Below are 14,613 nucleotides of genomic sequence, written 5' to 3' on the forward strand. Positions count from 1 at the left end.
ATTAAAGACTGTTGACACTTTGTCAACAGTCTGAAAAATATAGTATTTATACTATATTTTTTTCTTTATGTATAGATTTATTTAGGTATAATAAGGTAAAATATCTTAGTAAGACATGTAAAGGAGAGAGAGAAATGAGTAAAATTAATAAACTTAATACATTAGCAGAAACTAAATTTTTAAGTCTATATAATGCTGAATATAGCAACAAAGGTGGTAATACAAAGAACTGGATAATAGCATCAAGAAAAGAAAAGAAAAACTTAGAAGAGGTTTATTTAAATAATAAAGAATTACAAGATGATGCTGTTTTAATAGTACCTTTCCATAAGGAAGAAGAAAAAATAGTAGTTATTAGACAATTTAGAGTTCCAATAAACTCTTACATATATGAAATGCCAGCAGGACTTATAGATAAAGGGGAAAATCCTTTAACATCATTAACAAGGGAATTAAAAGAAGAAACAGGGCTAGATGTTATAGAAATCTTAGAAAATACAGTTAAAGGACAATTATTTTTATCACCAGGTATGACTGACGAATCTGTTACTTCAGCATTTTGTACTTGTGGAGGTACCATAAGCAAAGGATATATGGAAGAAGATGAAGATATTGAACCAATTTTATTATCACAAAAAGAAGTACAAGAACTTTTAACAAAAGATGTAAAGTTTGATATAAAGTGCTATATATATTTACAACAATTTGCAATATTGGGAAAGAAAATGTTTCAGTAGAATAATTTTTTATAATTGATATTTACTAAGTAAGTATAAATATGTTATATTATAAAAAAAATTATTCTAAACTATTAACAAATGAAAATTTAAGGGGGAAAAACATGAAAGAAAAAGGTTACGGCTTATTTACCACCATTGCTATGATTATTGGGGTTGTAATAGGCTCAGGAATATTCTTTAAAAGTGATAATATCCTTGTAGCTACCAATGGAAGTATAGCATTAGGGGTATTAGTTTTTTGTATAGCAGCAATAGCAATAATATTTGGAAGTTTAACTATTTCAGAATTAGCAGCAAGAAACTCAGAAGCAGGAGGATTAATAGCATATGCAGAGCAATCATATAATAAATCAATTGCTTGTGCTTTTGGATGGTTCCAAACATTTTTATATTTTCCAACATTAATAGCTGTAGTAGCTTATGTTGCTGGGATTTACATATGTTTATTATTTGGAATTAATGGTTCATTAGAACTTCAGATACTAATTGGGTTAATAGTAATAGTAATGATTTATATATTAAATGGACTTTCATCAAAGTTAGGTGGGATTTTCCAAACTGCATCTACAATAATAAAATTAATACCTTTAATTTTAATTGCAATTGCAGGTATTATTTTTGGTGAGCCATCATCAATAACATCAGTTGAATTAAGTAGTGCAGTAAAATCTACTGGTTGGATTGCAGCTATTGCACCAATAGCTTTTTCATTTGATGGGTGGATTGTTTCTACTTCAATTGGACATGAAGTAAGAGATTCTAAAAGGAATTTACCAAAAGCTTTAATTATTGCACCAATTTCTATACTTATTGTTTATTTATTATATTTTGTAGGTATAAGTATTTACGTAGGACCTGAAACAATAATGAGTATTGGCGATGCACATGTTGATTTAGCAGCTAATAATTTATTTGGTATGTGGGGTTCAAAAATTGTTTTAGTATTTGTAATAATATCTATAATAGGAACAGTTAATGGATTAATAATGGGAATAATAAGATTACCATATTCATTGGCCATAAGAGGTATGTTCCCAAAATCAGAAGTGATTGCTAATGTTGATGAAAAGACTAAAATGCCAATTAATTCTACAGTAGTAAGTTTTATAATAAGTGTAAGTTGGCTTGCAGTACATTATTTTACTACAAAAACAGGATTACTTCCTAATTCTGATATATCAGAAATTTCAATTACCATGAGCTATGTATTATATGCTTTACTATATGTTAAGGTATTACAGCTTGGTATTAAAAAAGAAATTAAAAGTGTAATTAGAGGTATTATAAATCCAATTCTTGCTTTATGCGGATCAGCAATAATATTATTGGGAAGTATAGGCAATAGTTTATTCTGGATATATGCAGTAATATGCTTAGGAATATTATTAAGTGCTGTTGTATTCTGGAAAAATGTAAGTAAAAATGAATTAAGTAATAATCTTAGTGAAAATGTATAGGAGACTGCCATATGGCAGTCTTTTTTTAACGCTTAGGAAGTATAAAATTATGGAAAATAATAATAAATAATACACAAAAAGTAATAAATTTAATAACTTATATAGAGGGTATTAATTTTTTTAGGAGTTAGAATGTTTAAAGAAAACATTGATTGTATAGATGCTGGTACAGAGTATTGCCCTTGTAAACTAGCAGAGTCTGGAGAATGTCTTCTTTGCTCACAACTTCACGGTAGTACATTTTGTGATTGTTTAAATTGGAAAGGTATTTGTATCTATCAGGAGTTTTATTATAACGGAAATAAAGCAAAAGAAGGACGAAAAACATATAATTGCGTTGTTGAAGATAGAACTTTATATGACAATGAAGTATTATTGATTAAATTTAAAGCTCCCCATAAATTAGTAATAGATTTATCTAAGCCAGGAAGCTTTATTTTTATACGAACAGAAGAAAATATTTACTTTGATGTTCCTATTTCAATATTAGACGCTAATATTGACACCAATATTATATCTATCATGATTGAGATTAGGGGAGTTAAAACAAAGAAACTTCTAGAAATTAAGGAGGGTGGAAATATCACCATAAGAGGTCCTTATTGGAATGGTGTTTTTGGTGTTAAAAATATTAAAAAACAAAAAGATAGCAACGCTATTGTGTTAGCACGGGGAATTGGAATGGCACCAATGCTACCTGTTATTAAAAAACTTAAAGAAAATAATAATCAAGTGACTGTAATTTTAGATAAAGCTCCATTCAAGGATATTTATGTTACTGACTACCTTGAAGCATTAGAGATAGTTCCTCAAGAAATGAATTTAATTGATAAAGGGGAGTTATCTGCAGAAGCCAAAGTTTCAATTAAGTCACTAATTAAGTATAACAGTATAAATTTAATTCATATTGCTGGTGCAGATATCTTAACTTTTAAGGTAATAGATTATTTAGACGAATTAGAAAGAAAAGATATAGACTTATCATGCTGTAATAATTTTAAAATGTGTTGTGGAGAAGGTGTGTGTGGTAGCTGTACTACAAGATTTTCAGGCCATAGAGTAAAGAGATTCTGTAAGGTACAAGCAAATCCAAGAGACATTTTTGAGGGGAGGAGATTTATATGAAAATTGTTGTTATTGGAGGTGGATGGTCTGGTTGTGCAGTACATTTAAAAAGACATCAAAAAAAACACGCAAAAAAGCGTGTTTTTTTTATTTTAAATTTATATTTAACCCATCAGCTCCATCCCAAACTATACAATCTATAATTTTTTGCATATATATCTGTTTATCTGTTATATTTAACTTATCCCATTTGGATAATATAAAAATTATACTATCATAAATTGCATCAATATTAGAAGTGTTAAGTGAAAGTAATTTTTTTCTTTCTAAATCAAATAATTGTTTGTTTAAATCTTCATTTTCAAAATGTAATAAATTAATTTTCTCACTTATAATATTTATAGCAGCACCTTCTATAAGAATTAGTTTTTCTGTAAGAGAGTTAATTGATTTAGTATTATTTTCTATAGTTTTTTTTAATATATTTATTTCAGTATCATATTTAAACTGATCATTCACTTTTATATAATTATTTATTAAAGATTTATCTAAAGAAATATCATAAAAAGTATTTAGTAAAGATTCTTCAACATCTAATATCTTTAAAAAACCACTATTACAATTACCACCATTTTTTTTATTAGAGCACCTAAAATATAAAGTTCGTGTACCATCTTTTCTTCTACGACCTGGAGAAACAAACATGCCACTACCACATTTACATTTAACTAAATGACTTAAAAAAGTTAATTGGCTAACACGTGGTTTAGCTTCTGTAAATCTTGAGTTAACTTTAATATATGCCTCAATCCATTCATTAGAAGTAACAATTCCTTTATGAAGAGAAACGCTAGCAATCATATTAGAAGATTTAGTAAGTTTTTTGCCGTTTTTTCTAGGTCTTCTGTTATAAGCTAAATATCCATTACCATTTTCAATACCAAAAATATTATATCCAATAGATTTAAGAAAAAGAGAACCTTTTTCATCACTTATCATATAAGTTGGATTTTTTAATATATTATTTATTGTTTTAGAACTCATATTCATTTCATTAGCAATTTGATAGCTTGTATATCCTTTACCAGCCATATGAAAAATATTTTTTATAATTGGTATATATTCTTTTATAATTTCTAAATAAACTATAGATTTACCATTGTCAGTTATTTTTACACTTTTATAACCAGTAGGTGGAGTACCACCACTCCAACGACCTAATTTTGCTAACTCAAACATATTGTCTTTAACTCTTTGAGCAATATTAGCTCTTTCCATTTCAGCAATAGAAGAAATCATAGACATCATCATACGCCCTGCTGGAGTATTAGCATCAAATCCTTCTGTTACAGATACTAATTCAATATCATTTAATTTTAATTTTTCAAACATAGTCAAAAAATCTAATGTATTTCTACTTATTCTATCAACTTTGTAAGCAGCAATAATATCAAATTGTTTGTAATCTGCTAACTGCATCATTCTTTTAAAAGCAGGTCTATTAGTATTACCACCACTAAATCCTTCATCCTCAAAAATTTCAAAAGTACATTGATCATATTGCCTTAAAAAGTACTCTTTACAAATATTAATTTGATTTTTAATTGATTCACCTGTATCAGTTTCTTTAGATTTTCTTGAATAGATTGCAATTCTTTTCATACCATTCTCCTTTATTTAATCTTATGCTCCTAAATATATTAATGGATACATCTAATTAAATTTATTTTTATAAGTTTTCGCATTCAGCAAATTTATGTATCATATCAGAAATTAATTTTAATGTATTTTCATCATGTACTTTTAATAGAGAGTTAAGAATATCTTTTTTTACAGCATTATTGTCATCGATAAATTCATTTATTATATTTTTTATTTCATCTTCTTTGTTTAAATCGATATACACATCTCCAATGCCATGCTTCAACCAATCTTTATTAACATTGAATTTAGAGCAAATTTCATAGATATTTCTATCAGTTAGATTTACACTTCCGTTTTCAATATTACTTATATTAGAGTTGCTTACTTTTATAGCATCGCCAAATTCTTTTTGTGTTAATTTTAAATCTTTTCTTAATAGTTTTATTCTGTTTTTCATATATTACCTCCATATAGCATAAAAAGTTATGCTTATAACATAACTTTTTATATTAGACATTATTCTTCAGTGCTATTTTCTTCGGCTTGGGCTAATTTTTCAATCATTTTAACAGCTAACTCCCAGCTTTCTCTATCTTTTAGTTGTAACATACCTTTTATTATTCTTTTTTTAAATTCATCATTTTCTGCACTGAATTTTCCAACGAGATAAAGAAATTCTTCATCATTATTTAGTTCTAATACAGGAAGCCCTTTTCCTGTTAATAACCAATTTTCATTAACGTTAAAAGTTTTGCAAATATCTTTTATAGTTCTATCTGATGGATTTCTTTTTCCGTTTTCGATTAGAGATATAGTGTTTCTTTGTAAACCTATTTTTTTCGCAAAGCTCTCTTGACTTAAATTAAGTATATTTTCTCTTAGTTCTCTAATATTATCATTAATCAATACTATAACCTCCTTTAAAGATATAGTAATGTTTTTTTGATAACAAGTCAACAAAAAAAGAAATAAATACTAATTATTATGTTGACAAGTTATATAAAAATGTATAAAATATGATTACAAGTTAGCGAGAAATGAGAGGAGGAAAGGTATATGGATAAAATTAAAAATTTGACTATTGAAGAAAAACAGAAGATGATATTCAAAATTTTTGACATTACTGGAATTTTACCCAAAGGAAGTAAAGAGAAAGTTGAAGGAATAATTATAGGACTAAATATAAGAGAAAACCTAGAATGTAGTAACAAAAATTAAAAGAATTGCATAGTATATAACATTAATAGAAGAGGGGGAGAAGAGTTGGCGGGACAAATAAAAAAGGTTGTAGTGCATATGACGCCAAATACATCTAAAAATTTTACAGAAGTTATGTTAGAAATTTATGATAAATACAAAGATACAGATTTTTTTGATGATATGAAAAAGAAAGAAGAAAAGAAATAAATATAAATATTTATTCAAAAGATGGACAGGCTAAAGAGCCTTTTTTAAAAACCTTAAATGTCGAAAAATGCTGTAGAAAAGGATAGAAAAATGATAAAGCAATTAAAAGAAGAATTACATAGATCAATACAGGTATATGGTATTGCTCATGAAAAAACTATAGAGATAAGCCAAAGGCTTGATATAGAAATAGTTAAAGAGCAGAAGGTGAGAATGAAAAAATATGAATAAAGATAATAGTAATTTAGAAAAAAATAATACAGAGTTAAGAGAAGTGATGATTGAAGCTAATGAAAAGTGTTATGTCAAAAAAATATCATCTTTATTAGATAGGTATATGGAAGATTTAAAAATTAGAAAAGATGAAATTAAGCAAAAGGGTTATGAAATAAGAACAGTAAAAGAAGATAATGAACTTAAAGAAATAACCCGTAAATTACAAAAATTATTGTTTTTTAAGGGAGAAATTGAATCTTTGGTAAATGATAATTTATTTTAGCTTTATAAATACTAAATAAAATATACCCAAAGAATAAATAACTATGGGTATATAAATAATTAATATTTTTTATAATTTTATGATTGAAACAATATCATACTCTATAGAATCATCTAAATATAAATAAGGTAATGATAAGTCTGAATCTAGTTTTTTAACGTTAGTAATTATAGAGGGTAATTCAAAATCATCTTTTAGTCTGCACGAATCTAAAATATCTAATAACGTTTTTAATAAAAGAGGATCATTACAATTAAGAATATTATAATATTTTTTATAATAAAATTCACTAGGAACTTTTATTAAATCAGTAAAAGGACAGCTGTTTGAGTCAACATATCCATCAAAATTTAAATAATCAGATAATACAAAGGAAGAATTAATTTTAGTAAAATCACCTGAATATAAAGAGCCATCTATTTTAACAACAAGACTTAATTGTATATCTAAAGCATTAACAGATAATAATCTTTTAAGTAGTATTTCTAATTTTTGAATGTGTTTTAATGATAATTTCATGAATAATACCTCCTTTCTATTTTTTTAATTAGTATAACCAAGAATATTTTACCATAAATTTATTACAAAAGTCTACAAAATATTACAAAATTAGAAATGAGGTTTTAAATATGAAGTTAACACCATTAAGAAAAAGAAGAGTTAAAGCAGGAATGTCTGAAGATGTAGTAGCTGATTATTTAGGAATTACAAAAGGATCATTATCAATGATAGAAAGAGGTCATGACAATTTAAGATTAGAGTATGCAGCTAAACTTAGTAAATTATATAAATGTACAGTAGATGATATATGTAGAGATTTGGGGGTGTTGTAGTAGGAAAGCTAAAAGAATTAAATGATGTAGTTGACATAGCTAAAGAGATAATGAAAAAAGATAAAAATATTGGTTGGCTTGTAGCTATAGAAGAAGCAAAGAAAATTTTATTTAAAGATAAGGAAGTAAAAACAGATATAGATAATGGAATTGTATATGATATAGAAACTGGTGAGAGCATCATAGAATTATGAAAAATAATAACAAAAAGAAAAACACATTACTAAGCAACTTGGCGGGAGATTAGTAATGTGTAAAGCCTGATAATTAAATTAAAAAGTTTTTTAAATTACTTTTTTTAATACAAGAAAATTATAAATAAATAATCATAAAAAGTCAAATTAGACTTATTTTTTTAAAGCTTTTTTAGAGCTTTTGGAGGGCTTGTATTAGGTATTAATAAATCAGACATCTATATATTTAAATAAAGAAAATATGAGGTTTAGACATGAATAGAAAGAAACTAAAGAAGTTGTATGAAGAGTATGATTATGAATCAATTTATGATAAGCAGATTAAGAGTTTAGAAGAGTATGAAAATTTAAGATTAAATAGTGAGTATGTATATGTAATTAAAACCATAAAAGCGGGAAGTATGGTTGAGAAAGAATTATATTGTATACCAAAGGGAAGAGATTATAAAAGATCTATGAAGAAAAGAAAATCTTCAAAAGCTCAAGAGAAATTAAATAAGAAGAATAAAATAAAAAATACAATAAGATTAGTTAATGCTAATTTTAAACAAGGTGATTTATATATAACTCTTACATATAAGAAAGCAACTTTAGTTAATGAAGATAGAGCAAAGAAGGATATAGATAACTATATAAAAAAGCTTAAAAGATGGTTTAAGAAAAATAGACCTAACGAAGAATTTAAATATATTCATGTTATAGACTTTGTAGATGATCCAAAGAAAAGTAAAAGAACTAGAATACATCATCATTTGATAGTGAGTGAAATGGATAGAGATGTAGCAGAAGAAAAATGGGATTTGGGAGTTGTTAATGCTAAGAGATTACAGCCTAATGAATTTCAATTTGAAGAGGTAGCTACATATATGGCAGCTCAAGCAAAAAGAAGAATTGGTCATTCGAAAAATTTAAAGAAACCTACTATAACTATAGATAGTACAAGCCTTACAAGAAGAAAAGTTGAAAGACTTGCAATTGAGGAGTATTCACATAAAGAATTCTTTGAAAAGAAAAATAAGAATTATAAATTTTTAAAAAGTGATACATATATCTCTGATGATTTTGGAGGAGTTTATATATATGCAAAAATGTCAAGGAAGGAGAATGGAAGGGAATGACGGTAACAAGAATAAAAAGAACAGCACCAAGTGAAAGCCAAGAACAGAAAGCATTATTTCAATGGGCTGGTTTAGCACAGCAAAAATACCAAGAACTTAAATTATTACACCATATACCCAATGGGGGGATAAGGGATATTAGAACTGCTGCTAACTTAAAAAAAGAAGGTGTAAAAAGAGGTGTTCCAGATATATGTTTACCAGTATCAAGAGGTAAATATCATGGACTATACATAGAAATGAAAGCGGGAAAAAATAAGCCAAGCAAGGAACAAAAAGAATGGATTAATTCACTTCAAGAAGAGGGGTATGCAGCTTGTGTATGCTATGGCTGGTTAGAAGCAAGAGAAGTTATAGAAAAATATTTATCAGAGCCTAGAAACTTTATGTTTTTAGGAGTGGATAAAGCTAAGAGGGAAGAAAAAAATGTTAGAAATAACTTGTATATATAAAGAACTATGGAATGGGAGTACTCATGAGAAGAGATTTGATAGTTTTGGAGTGTTTGGTAAGTGGGTAGCAGATAATGCTACAGAAATAGCAATATTAGATGTTATTGAAGAAGAGGAATAAGGAGTGGAGAGCATGAAGGTATTATCAATAATAAATCTTAAAGGTGGAGTAGGAAAAACTATATCATCAGCTAATATAGGTTATATACTGGCTGAATTACATAATTATAAAGTTTTATTAATAGATAATGATAAGCAAGGAAATTTAAGCAAAATATTTAATAGACATAATTATGAACTTCCTGGAGTGGAAGAAATAATGACAAATAGAAATGTTGATGTATTTGATTTAATTCAAAATACAGAATATAAAAATTTAGATATTATATCAGCTAATATGAAGTTGCTTGCTGCAAATTTAGAAGTAATGTTAGATCAAGTAAGACCACAGCAAATAAGAATAAAACAAGCTATAAAACAAGTAGAGGAGTATTATGATTACTGCATAATAGATAATGCTCCAGACATAAATATATCGACAATAAATGCTTTGGTAGCTTCAAATGAAGTAATGATACCTATTAAGATAGATGAATTTGCTTTTGATGGACTTAAAGAACTTGTAGAACAAATAAATAATACTAAAGTTGATTTAAATGAAAATTTAGTATTTAGAGGGTGTTTTGTCACCTCATATGTAAACAATGAAGTTAATAGGCAAGGTAAAGAGTGGCTTAAAGAAAGTAATTATAAAGTATTTGATAGCCATATAAGAAGAACTGAAAAGATAGATGAAAGTACATTTGCTAAAATGCCAATAAATCTTTATTCAAAAAGATGTGGAGCAGCAGTGGACTATAAAAGATTAGTAGAAGAATACTTGAGTGAATATTTGTTTAGTAATTAAATATAGAGGGAAAGTATGAAGATAATAATTAGAGATACTGGGAAAGAATATCCTAGAAAATATAAAGAAGGAAAAGAAGAATACTGGGAGAAGGCACTTATGAAAATATGGAAAAATCATATGGTTAAAGGTGTTGCTCCAATTAATGAAATAGATACAGTATACATAGGTAATTCAAGTATGCCATTTAATGAGATAATATTATTTGATGGAAAAAGATTTTATGATGAAGATAATAGTCCACAATGGGCATATAGAGAAAATCAAAAAACATTAAAAAAGATGTGGAGCAGAAATGGTTTATAGATTTAATAAAGAAAATTTTAATAAAAATGCATCAAAAAATGTTAAAGAGAAAATTAAACATATACTTGATGAAATAGAAAATAAAGAAGTTGAGTTTGATGAAAACAATAACGGAACAATAAAAATCGATTGGTATGGCGTAGAGCATGAACTTTATCCAGTCCAAAAGAGCTGGTGTATTGAAACTGATATTTAATGAAATTATTACGAATTAATGGAGTGATAAGCTTGGATTTAAAAATAATGAAATCTACAGGTAATGAATGGTATAGCAAGTGTATAGGAGAAAGATTTACTATCCATTCTGAAAGTAAAAAAGGTGGTAGAGGTAAATATGTAGTAAGAATACCAAAGCACCTAATATGGTTAATGAATGGGCATATGTATGGTTGGGTTGATAAAGAACATTGTATATTATTAAAGCCTTTACCTTGCGATTATAAGTTAATGAATAAGCAGGGGGGAGAAGAAGTTAATTATGAATTACGAGAGCAATTGGAAAGAGTTTAAAAACTGTTTAATGAAAACAAAAGATATTAATAAAGAATCAATCTGTAAGAAGCCAACTAAATTTGCTGATCCGTACAAGATAATAGACATGACATTAGATAAATTGATAACAAAGATGAATGAAATGGAAAGTAGCAATAAGTAATAAATTAAAACAAGTATTTTAACAAATAATGAATAATTTGAATATATTGCGAAGGAGATATGAAATGAGTTTATGGCATACATGTCCATACTGCAAAGAGCATTATGACTTTAACAAAGGACATTTTTGCAAATATAAGATAGGAGATAAACTAACATGCTTTAGAAGAGGGTTATCTGAATTTGAAGTGTGTAAGAAGTATGAAATAGAAGAAATAATTAGATGTATAGATTGTAAAAGATATAAGTTTAAAAATATTGATAAATACGTTGAAGAAGAAACGTTAGACATGTTTTTTGGCTTTTAAGTAAATTATGCACGTTATGAAAATATTGCGAAGGAAGGGATATATTATGAGAGATATAAATAAACCACAAGTTGTATATGCATATGCAATATTACTAGATAATAAAATTGAAAATTGGAAAGTTACAAGTGTAAATAGAAATAGTGTTTATGATTTTACTGGTATTTGGAAGGTAGAAAGGTTAAAGGATTATAAACTACAAAAGGTTTGTTGGGTTTGTAATACTGTTGATGAATGGAATGAGGTTTTTAATGAGTTGGCTCCGAAATGGTTTAAAAAATGGAAATATGCAGATGATTATAAATTAATGAGAGCATATTAATTCGCAATTCAAATAAAATGTGTCCAAGTTGGGCACATTTTAGAAAAAGGGGTGAAGAGGAAAGTGGCATTTAATTTAACGCAATTATTAAATAGCAATTCAAGAGAAGTAAATAAAAGTGAAGAAGAGGAAATGAAAACTTTGAATTTTAATATAAAGAATATAGATATAGATCATATAGTACCAGCTAAAGAAAACTTTTATAGTGTAGATGATATAGAGAATATAAAGCAATCAATAGAGCTGTTAGGAATAGAGCAAAATCTTATAGTAGAAAGAATAGATAGAGATAATTATAAGCTTGTAGCAGGACATAGAAGATATTTTGCATCTAAAGCATTAGTGGAAGAAGGTAAAGAAGAATTTAGAATATTACCTTGTAAGATTAAGTCAAAAAGTGAAGATAATACTCTTTTAAATAAGTTAACTATGATAATGACAAATTCAACTACAAGAGAGCTTACTGATTGGGAGAAGATGCAGCAATCTATAGAAGTAGAAGAGATAATAAATCAGCTTAAAAAAGAAAATAACATAAAGGGAAGAACAAGAGATTTATTATCAGAAATATTAAATATATCATCAAGCCAACTTGGAAGATATAAAGCTATAAATAATAATCTTATAGAAGAATTAAAAGAAGAATTTAAAAATAATAATATAAATTACTCTGTAGCTTATAAAGCATCACAGTTAACTAAAGAGTATCAGTTAAAGGCATTTATAAAGTTACAAGAAGAGGGAAGTCTTATAGCAAATGATATAGATGTATTAAAAGCTAAAGAAGAATATATAAGGCCATTGGAAGGACAAATTGCAATAGATGATAACTTACATGATGAAGAAGTAACTATAGCCATAGAAGATAGTGAAGAGATAGAAGAAAATAAAGAGGAGTATGCTGAATATGTTGAAGAGGATAAAAGAACTGAAGAAGAAATTACTGAAGAAATTTCAAGAGATACAGAAGAGGAAGAAGAAAAAGGAGAAATTCAAAGTGAAATACATAAAAATGTAAATGATATTCAACAATTAAAAAATGAACAAAATGATATATGTACATTCTGTAGAGAAAATACAAATTCAATTTTAGAAGATAAGGATAACAAAATATTATTGTATTTCGATTCGTCTACAAGGGAAATAGGAATAACCAATAAAGATACTGGAGAAATAAACTTTATAAAGTTTAAGTATTGTCCAGAGTGTGGCAGAAAGATTTATTAGGAGCATATATGAGATACAAAAGTTTAGCAAGTATAAAAGTAAGAGTAATTTTAGATAAAAGTGAATTTAGTAATGTTGAAATAGTAAGAAGAATAAGAGAAAATTCAACACCAGTATTAAGAAACGTATGTAATATAGACCTTAAAAGATTAGAAGAAATATTAGAAGGTGATCAAGTGACATTTTTAGAAGCAAGTATAATAATGCAAGCTGTAAATGAGGATATTGGTAGGTTGTTTGGAATATGATTAATTTAAGGAATATTAAAACTAAAGATTTAATTAATGAACTTCTTATAAGAGAAGGTGTAAGATCTATGAATATAGAAAAAGGTGAAACAGTTAAATCAGTAGTATTTTTAACTGAAAAGCAAAATGATGAAGATGGGACAAGATACCTAAGAGGATATGGCCCAAGTCTTATATTAGAAATAGAAGTGAGGTAATAAAAATGGAATTAAGAGATAGAAATTTTATATTAATTGATATAGAAACAACAGGATTTGATGAAAAGAAACATCAGATTTTAGAAGTTGGAATTTTAGTTATTAAAGATTTAAAACTTATAGCTCACTTTGAAGTAAAAATAAAGCATAGAGAGTATACTATAACAGCTAAAGCTATTGAAGCTAATAAAATAAATATAGTTGAACATGAGAAAGAAGCATTATTTGAGAAAGAAGCTGCGGAAAAAATATTAGAGTTTTTAAATAAACATAAAAGTGAAGATGATGAAGGATATATTGTTATTGGCCAAAATGTACAATTTGATATTAAATTTTTAGAAGAAATGTTTTTAAGAGCATATAAAATAAAAGAATATAGACAAGTTATTAGTTATAGAAATTTAGATATAATGCAATTAGCTATGATAAAGAATATTGAAGGCAAGATAAGTTTAGAAAAACAGGACTTAGACAGTATTTTAAAAGAATTAAATATAGAAGTACCTAAAAAGCGTCATAGAGCATTGATAGATTGTTATTTAGAATTTAAAGCTATGTGTAAATTGCTTAAAATGTAATGAATAAAAAGATAAAAAGTTATTAATATGCTATAAGCATTTAATATAAATAAATACATTTACTGAAGCAGGGATTACAAAATGCTAAAGTTAAGGTGGTAGAGGAGGAAACTCCTCTTTTTATAAATAATAGGAGAAATAATTAAATATGAATTATGAAAAAGAATATCAAGAAGAGGTAAAGATATTAAATGATATATATAAAAGATATGATAATTTAAGTGAAGAGGATATAGCAGGAGCTTTCCAATTACAAAAGGATGCAATACAAGCTTACTTTAGATGGTCTAGTATTAAGTATGATATAAAGAAAGATTTAAAGAGAGGACAAGCAACAGCAATAAAAGAAAGGTTAGAAGATATATGCTCATATCTTAAATACATATATACATCTAGTAAATCAGTATGGTTAAAAGCAAAAGAAGATATAAGGCATGTGTGATATTAAAGAAGTATT

28 protein-coding genes are annotated in these 14,613 nt (G+C 26.7%); 24 read left to right on the plus strand and 4 right to left on the minus strand.

Going from position 1 to position 14,613, the window contains the following annotated elements; genetic code table 11:
- The first annotated feature begins 134 nt into the window (after window positions 1-134).
- From Q5O44_RS06820 to Q5O44_RS06830, 3 genes are all read left to right on the plus strand, one after another.
- Complete coding sequence (locus Q5O44_RS06820; RefSeq protein ID WP_022167653.1) at window positions 135-737, plus strand: NUDIX hydrolase; 603 nt, start codon at window positions 135-137, stop codon at window positions 735-737.
- Between the two features lie 104 nt (window positions 738-841).
- Complete coding sequence (locus tag Q5O44_RS06825) at window positions 842-2,197, plus strand: APC family permease (RefSeq protein ID WP_022167654.1); 1,356 nt, start codon at window positions 842-844, stop codon at window positions 2,195-2,197.
- Window positions 2,198-2,329: 132 nt separating this feature from the next.
- Window positions 2,330-3,322: a sulfide/dihydroorotate dehydrogenase-like FAD/NAD-binding protein gene (locus Q5O44_RS06830; RefSeq protein ID WP_022167655.1), complete on the plus strand. Its 993-nt coding sequence runs from the start codon at window positions 2,330-2,332 to the stop codon at window positions 3,320-3,322.
- A gap of 87 nt (window positions 3,323-3,409) precedes the next feature.
- Here the strand turns inward: Q5O44_RS06830 and Q5O44_RS06835 are convergent, their stop codons facing one another.
- The 3 genes from Q5O44_RS06835 to Q5O44_RS06845 all read right to left on the minus strand — a co-directional run bounded on the left by Q5O44_RS06835 (window position 3,410) and on the right by Q5O44_RS06845 (window position 5,812).
- Window positions 3,410-4,924, minus strand: a complete 1,515-nt coding sequence (locus Q5O44_RS06835; protein WP_022167657.1) for a recombinase family protein — start codon at window positions 4,922-4,924, stop codon at window positions 3,410-3,412.
- Window positions 4,925-4,991: 67 nt separating this feature from the next.
- Window positions 4,992-5,363, minus strand: coding sequence for a helix-turn-helix domain-containing protein (locus Q5O44_RS06840; RefSeq protein WP_022167658.1), 372 nt, complete (start codon window positions 5,361-5,363; stop codon window positions 4,992-4,994).
- Between the two features lie 59 nt (window positions 5,364-5,422).
- Window positions 5,423-5,812, minus strand: a complete 390-nt coding sequence (locus Q5O44_RS06845; protein ID WP_022167659.1) for a helix-turn-helix domain-containing protein — start codon at window positions 5,810-5,812, stop codon at window positions 5,423-5,425.
- A gap of 150 nt (window positions 5,813-5,962) precedes the next feature.
- Here Q5O44_RS06845 and Q5O44_RS06850 point away from each other — a divergent pair, with 150 nt between their 5' ends.
- The 4 genes from Q5O44_RS06850 to Q5O44_RS06865 all read left to right on the plus strand — a co-directional run bounded on the left by Q5O44_RS06850 (window position 5,963) and on the right by Q5O44_RS06865 (window position 6,812).
- Window positions 5,963-6,124 carry a hypothetical protein gene (locus Q5O44_RS06850; protein ID WP_022167660.1) on the plus strand — a complete coding sequence of 54 codons (162 nt, stop codon included), beginning with the start codon at window positions 5,963-5,965 and terminating at the stop codon, window positions 6,122-6,124.
- Window positions 6,125-6,169: 45 nt separating this feature from the next.
- Window positions 6,170-6,313: a hypothetical protein gene (locus Q5O44_RS06855; RefSeq protein ID WP_022167661.1), complete on the plus strand. Its 144-nt coding sequence runs from the start codon at window positions 6,170-6,172 to the stop codon at window positions 6,311-6,313.
- 90 nt (window positions 6,314-6,403) lie between these two features.
- Window positions 6,404-6,544 carry an aspartyl-phosphate phosphatase Spo0E family protein gene (locus Q5O44_RS06860; RefSeq protein WP_022167662.1) on the plus strand — a complete coding sequence of 47 codons (141 nt, stop codon included), beginning with the start codon at window positions 6,404-6,406 and terminating at the stop codon, window positions 6,542-6,544.
- Entirely contained in the window at window positions 6,537-6,812 is a 276-nt protein-coding gene (locus Q5O44_RS06865; protein WP_022167663.1) for a hypothetical protein, read from the plus strand. The genes Q5O44_RS06860 and Q5O44_RS06865 overlap by 8 nt, the downstream gene beginning before the upstream one ends.
- Before the next feature lie 69 nt (window positions 6,813-6,881).
- Here Q5O44_RS06865 and Q5O44_RS06870 read toward each other — a convergent pair whose 3' ends face one another.
- Window positions 6,882-7,331 (minus strand): hypothetical protein, encoded by a 450-nt coding sequence (locus tag Q5O44_RS06870; RefSeq protein WP_022167664.1) that lies wholly within the window; start codon window positions 7,329-7,331, stop codon window positions 6,882-6,884.
- Window positions 7,332-7,441: 110 nt separating this feature from the next.
- Here Q5O44_RS06870 and Q5O44_RS06875 point away from each other — a divergent pair, with 110 nt between their 5' ends.
- The 17 genes from Q5O44_RS06875 to Q5O44_RS06955 all read left to right on the plus strand — a co-directional run bounded on the left by Q5O44_RS06875 (window position 7,442) and on the right by Q5O44_RS06955 (window position 14,598).
- A complete protein-coding gene (locus Q5O44_RS06875; RefSeq protein ID WP_022167665.1) occupies window positions 7,442-7,645 on the plus strand; it encodes a helix-turn-helix transcriptional regulator in 204 nt (67 codons plus the stop codon).
- 50 nt (window positions 7,646-7,695) lie between these two features.
- Complete coding sequence (locus tag Q5O44_RS06880; protein WP_022167666.1) at window positions 7,696-7,839, plus strand: hypothetical protein; 144 nt, start codon at window positions 7,696-7,698, stop codon at window positions 7,837-7,839.
- 254 nt (window positions 7,840-8,093) lie between these two features.
- Complete coding sequence (locus Q5O44_RS06885) at window positions 8,094-8,957, plus strand: hypothetical protein (protein ID WP_022167667.1); 864 nt, start codon at window positions 8,094-8,096, stop codon at window positions 8,955-8,957.
- Window positions 8,954-9,409, plus strand: a complete 456-nt coding sequence (locus tag Q5O44_RS06890) for a VRR-NUC domain-containing protein (RefSeq protein ID WP_022167668.1) — start codon at window positions 8,954-8,956, stop codon at window positions 9,407-9,409. The genes Q5O44_RS06885 and Q5O44_RS06890 overlap by 4 nt, the downstream gene beginning before the upstream one ends.
- Window positions 9,384-9,530 carry a hypothetical protein gene (locus tag Q5O44_RS06895; protein WP_022167669.1) on the plus strand — a complete coding sequence of 49 codons (147 nt, stop codon included), beginning with the start codon at window positions 9,384-9,386 and terminating at the stop codon, window positions 9,528-9,530. The genes Q5O44_RS06890 and Q5O44_RS06895 overlap by 26 nt, the downstream gene beginning before the upstream one ends.
- A gap of 12 nt (window positions 9,531-9,542) precedes the next feature.
- Window positions 9,543-10,316, plus strand: coding sequence for a ParA family protein (locus Q5O44_RS06900; RefSeq protein ID WP_022167670.1), 774 nt, complete (start codon window positions 9,543-9,545; stop codon window positions 10,314-10,316).
- A gap of 15 nt (window positions 10,317-10,331) precedes the next feature.
- The gene (locus tag Q5O44_RS06905) at window positions 10,332-10,622 is read left to right on the plus strand and encodes a hypothetical protein (protein WP_022167671.1); all 291 of its coding nucleotides are present in this window, start codon (window positions 10,332-10,334) and stop codon (window positions 10,620-10,622) included.
- Window positions 10,612-10,818, plus strand: a complete 207-nt coding sequence (locus Q5O44_RS06910) for a hypothetical protein (RefSeq protein WP_022167672.1) — start codon at window positions 10,612-10,614, stop codon at window positions 10,816-10,818. The genes Q5O44_RS06905 and Q5O44_RS06910 overlap by 11 nt, the downstream gene beginning before the upstream one ends.
- 32 nt (window positions 10,819-10,850) lie before the next feature.
- Window positions 10,851-11,132 carry a hypothetical protein gene (locus tag Q5O44_RS06915; protein ID WP_302637558.1) on the plus strand — a complete coding sequence of 94 codons (282 nt, stop codon included), beginning with the start codon at window positions 10,851-10,853 and terminating at the stop codon, window positions 11,130-11,132.
- Entirely contained in the window at window positions 11,101-11,277 is a 177-nt protein-coding gene (locus tag Q5O44_RS06920) for a hypothetical protein (RefSeq protein WP_022167674.1), read from the plus strand. Before Q5O44_RS06915 ends, Q5O44_RS06920 begins: the two co-directional genes overlap by 32 nt.
- A gap of 64 nt (window positions 11,278-11,341) precedes the next feature.
- A complete protein-coding gene (locus Q5O44_RS06925) occupies window positions 11,342-11,584 on the plus strand; it encodes a hypothetical protein (protein ID WP_022167675.1) in 243 nt (80 codons plus the stop codon).
- 46 nt (window positions 11,585-11,630) lie between these two features.
- Window positions 11,631-11,906, plus strand: coding sequence for a hypothetical protein (locus Q5O44_RS06930; RefSeq protein ID WP_022167676.1), 276 nt, complete (start codon window positions 11,631-11,633; stop codon window positions 11,904-11,906).
- A 63-nt stretch (window positions 11,907-11,969) separates the two neighbouring features.
- Window positions 11,970-13,133, plus strand: coding sequence for a ParB/RepB/Spo0J family partition protein (locus Q5O44_RS06935; protein WP_022167677.1), 1,164 nt, complete (start codon window positions 11,970-11,972; stop codon window positions 13,131-13,133).
- An 8-nt stretch (window positions 13,134-13,141) separates the two neighbouring features.
- Window positions 13,142-13,381, plus strand: a complete 240-nt coding sequence (locus Q5O44_RS06940) for a hypothetical protein (RefSeq protein ID WP_022167678.1) — start codon at window positions 13,142-13,144, stop codon at window positions 13,379-13,381.
- Window positions 13,378-13,578 (plus strand): BC1881 family protein, encoded by a 201-nt coding sequence (locus Q5O44_RS06945; protein ID WP_022167679.1) that lies wholly within the window; start codon window positions 13,378-13,380, stop codon window positions 13,576-13,578. The genes Q5O44_RS06940 and Q5O44_RS06945 overlap by 4 nt, the downstream gene beginning before the upstream one ends.
- 5 nt (window positions 13,579-13,583) lie before the next feature.
- Window positions 13,584-14,156 carry a 3'-5' exonuclease gene (locus Q5O44_RS06950; RefSeq protein WP_022167680.1) on the plus strand — a complete coding sequence of 191 codons (573 nt, stop codon included), beginning with the start codon at window positions 13,584-13,586 and terminating at the stop codon, window positions 14,154-14,156.
- Between the two features lie 148 nt (window positions 14,157-14,304).
- A complete protein-coding gene (locus tag Q5O44_RS06955) occupies window positions 14,305-14,598 on the plus strand; it encodes a hypothetical protein (RefSeq protein ID WP_022167681.1) in 294 nt (97 codons plus the stop codon).
- Window positions 14,599-14,613: the final 15 nt, after the last annotated feature.

It is taken from the genome of Clostridium sp. CAG:221 (assembly GCA_000435835.1).
Lineage (GTDB): Bacteria > Bacillota > Clostridia > Clostridiales > Clostridiaceae > Clostridium.